General features: G+C 58.9%; 2 protein-coding genes. One reads left to right on the forward strand and one right to left on the reverse strand.

Annotated features, from left to right (window positions below):
* Positions 1–108 precede the first annotated feature (108 nt).
* Positions 109–1,086, forward strand: a complete 978-nt coding sequence (locus tag ACR0AD_RS21080) for an HpcH/HpaI aldolase/citrate lyase family protein (protein WP_480489515.1) — start codon at positions 109–111, stop codon at positions 1,084–1,086.
* Positions 1,087–1,177: 91 nt separating this feature from the next.
* On the opposite strand, the gene ACR0AD_RS21085 is transcribed toward ACR0AD_RS21080, so the two are convergent.
* Complete coding sequence (locus ACR0AD_RS21085; RefSeq protein ID WP_480484961.1) at positions 1,178–2,179, reverse strand: helix-turn-helix domain-containing protein; 1,002 nt, start codon at positions 2,177–2,179, stop codon at positions 1,178–1,180.
* Between the last annotated feature and the right edge of the window lie 196 nt (positions 2,180–2,375).

Consider the following 2,375-nt stretch of genomic DNA (forward strand, 5'->3'; position numbering starts at 1 on the left):
CGGCGAAGACGGCAACGCCGAAGTCGAAGCCCGCGTCCGCGCCCAGGTCGCAGACCTCTGCAACCGCTTCCCCATATACCCGAACCTGTAAGCCGAAAGGTCCCAACCATGAGCTTTCAACCAATTGAACAAGCCCCCGCCCGCCTGAACCGCAGCGAGCTTGCCGTGCCCGGCAGCCAGCCCGGAATGTTTGAGAAGGCTGCGAAATCGGACGCGGATGTCATCTTCCTCGATCTGGAAGACGCCGTCGCGCCCGATGAAAAGGAGCAGGCGCGCAGGAACATCATTCAGGCGCTGAATGATATCGACTGGGGGAGCAAGACCATGTCGGTCCGGATCAATGGTCTGGACACCCATTACATGTACCGGGACGTCGTGGATGTTGTCGAACAGGCGGGCCAGCGTCTGGACCTGATCATGATCCCCAAGGTCGGGACAGCTGCAGATGTATATGCGGTCGACATGCTGGTGACCCAGATCGAAGACGCCAAGGGATACAAGAAACGGATCGGGTTCGAACACATCATCGAAACCGCGCTTGGTATGCAGAATGTCAGCGCGATCGCGGCTGCATCAAAGCGCAATGAAAGCCTTCATTTTGGTGTCGCGGATTATGCCGCCTCGACCCGCGCGCGGACCACAATCATCGGGGGCGTAAACCCTGACTATTCGGTTCTGACCGACCCGGATACCGACGGAGGCCGCCTGACCCACTGGGGCGACATGTGGCACTACGCCCTTGCCCGCTTGGTGGTTGCTGCGCGCGCCAACGGGCTGCGTCCGATTGATGGGCCTTTTGGCGATTTTCAGGACCCCGACGGTTACAAGGCCGCCGCAAAACGTGCCGCCGTTCTGGGCTGCGAGGGCAAATGGGCCATCCACCCCAGCCAGATCGCACTTGCCAATGAGGTGATGTCGCCCTCGGATGCCGAAGTTACCAAGGCACGGCGTATCCTTGTCGCCATGGCCGAGGCCGAGGCAGACGGAAAAGGTGCCGTGTCTCTGGATGGCCGTCTGATCGACTATGCCTCGATCCGTCAGGCCGAAGTGCTGGTTGAAAAGGCCAGTCAGATCGCTGCGGCCTGATCGCCCGCACCAAACCTGACCTGCGTGGGCGCAAGGTCCACGCGGGCTCGGTGCTGCGTTGACTGGTGGATCACGAGACAAACGCGAAAGGTTATCCGTGTTCCGGGGCGGCCGTCCCCAGAAATCGCTTGTTCCGAATTTCGTCCGGGCTGACGTCAAAGCTGCGTTGAAAGGCGCGTTTCAGCGCGACAGTCGATGAAAAGCCGGTCGCTGTCGAGATTTCGATCTGCGACATGTTGGTGAATTGTAAAAGGCTCTGCGCCCGCTCCAGCCGTAGCTCTTTGTAGGTCGACAAAAGTTTCGCACCGGTTTTGCTTAGAAACCTTCGCTGTAACTGGCGAGTCGAGGTCCTGAGCACATTGGAAAGTTCCGAGATCGTCAAAGGATCTTCGATGTTTTCCTGCATCGCATCCAGCGTGCGCATGACAAGCTGATCACCTTTTGCACGGTGCACCAGACGGGCGGCAAGCGTGCTGCCGTGCTTTTGTGTGGGTTCCGTCAGTCCAATGTATCCGCGCAGTATGTCCGCGATATGTTCCCCGTGGTCGATCGACACAAATTCTGACAGCAGGCGCAGCGCGCTTAGCCGGGTGGTTGCGCTATGGGCGCACCCGTCTGCGGCCAGATGCGTGCCGGTGCCACAATCTTCCAGCCCGCCCTCCAGTGCAGCGGCTGCGAAATTCGGGTGGACAGCAACGGTGTTCCGGCCTGTTCTTCCGAGTTGCGGCAGAAGCAGCACCGCGCCGCCGACCAGTACAACCCGTGAAGACAGGTTCAGGACCTGCGATACCCAGAATCTGCGCGAATGTGGAATGGACCAGATGTTCTCCAGATCTCCCCAGAAAATCGCCGTTCGTCCGGCCCAGTATAACGGTCCACCCGCAGGTTCCGAGCCAGCGACACGAAGGTTGACCACATAGGTGCAGTTTTCGGCCAGAGTGTTTAACGCCTGATAGAATTCGATGACCATTCCAGCTGACGCCATAGCCGCTTCACCGTTGAGAATGACATCGATATGTTTCAATCTTTCGGGTGCCTCAGGCTCCGTTTCAGACAGATTGGCGTGATCATTTGCGAGGACATAGTGTTTCATTGTTCCTCCGACGATTTGGGCGTGGCAGCGCCCCGATTGGCGCTGCCCTCAGGGTGTAAATCCGATCCGTCAGGCGAATTGACGGATCGGACAGACACGGGTTTCACTCTGCGGCGTCTTCGTATGCGTCCATTGGTGGGCATGTGCAGACGAGGTTTCGGTCGCCGTATGCGTTGTCGACGCGGTTGACGGGGGA

This window comes from Ruegeria sp. BH8 (genome assembly GCF_056538065.1).

Coding starts and splice junctions, on each gene's coding strand:
- ACR0AD_RS21080 (WP_480489515.1), top strand. CDS start 109: ATGAGCTTTCAACCAATTGAACAAGCCCCCGCCCGCCTGAACCGCAGC.
- ACR0AD_RS21085 (WP_480484961.1), bottom strand. CDS start 2,179: ATGAAACACTATGTCCTCGCAAATGATCACGCCAATCTGTCTGAAACG.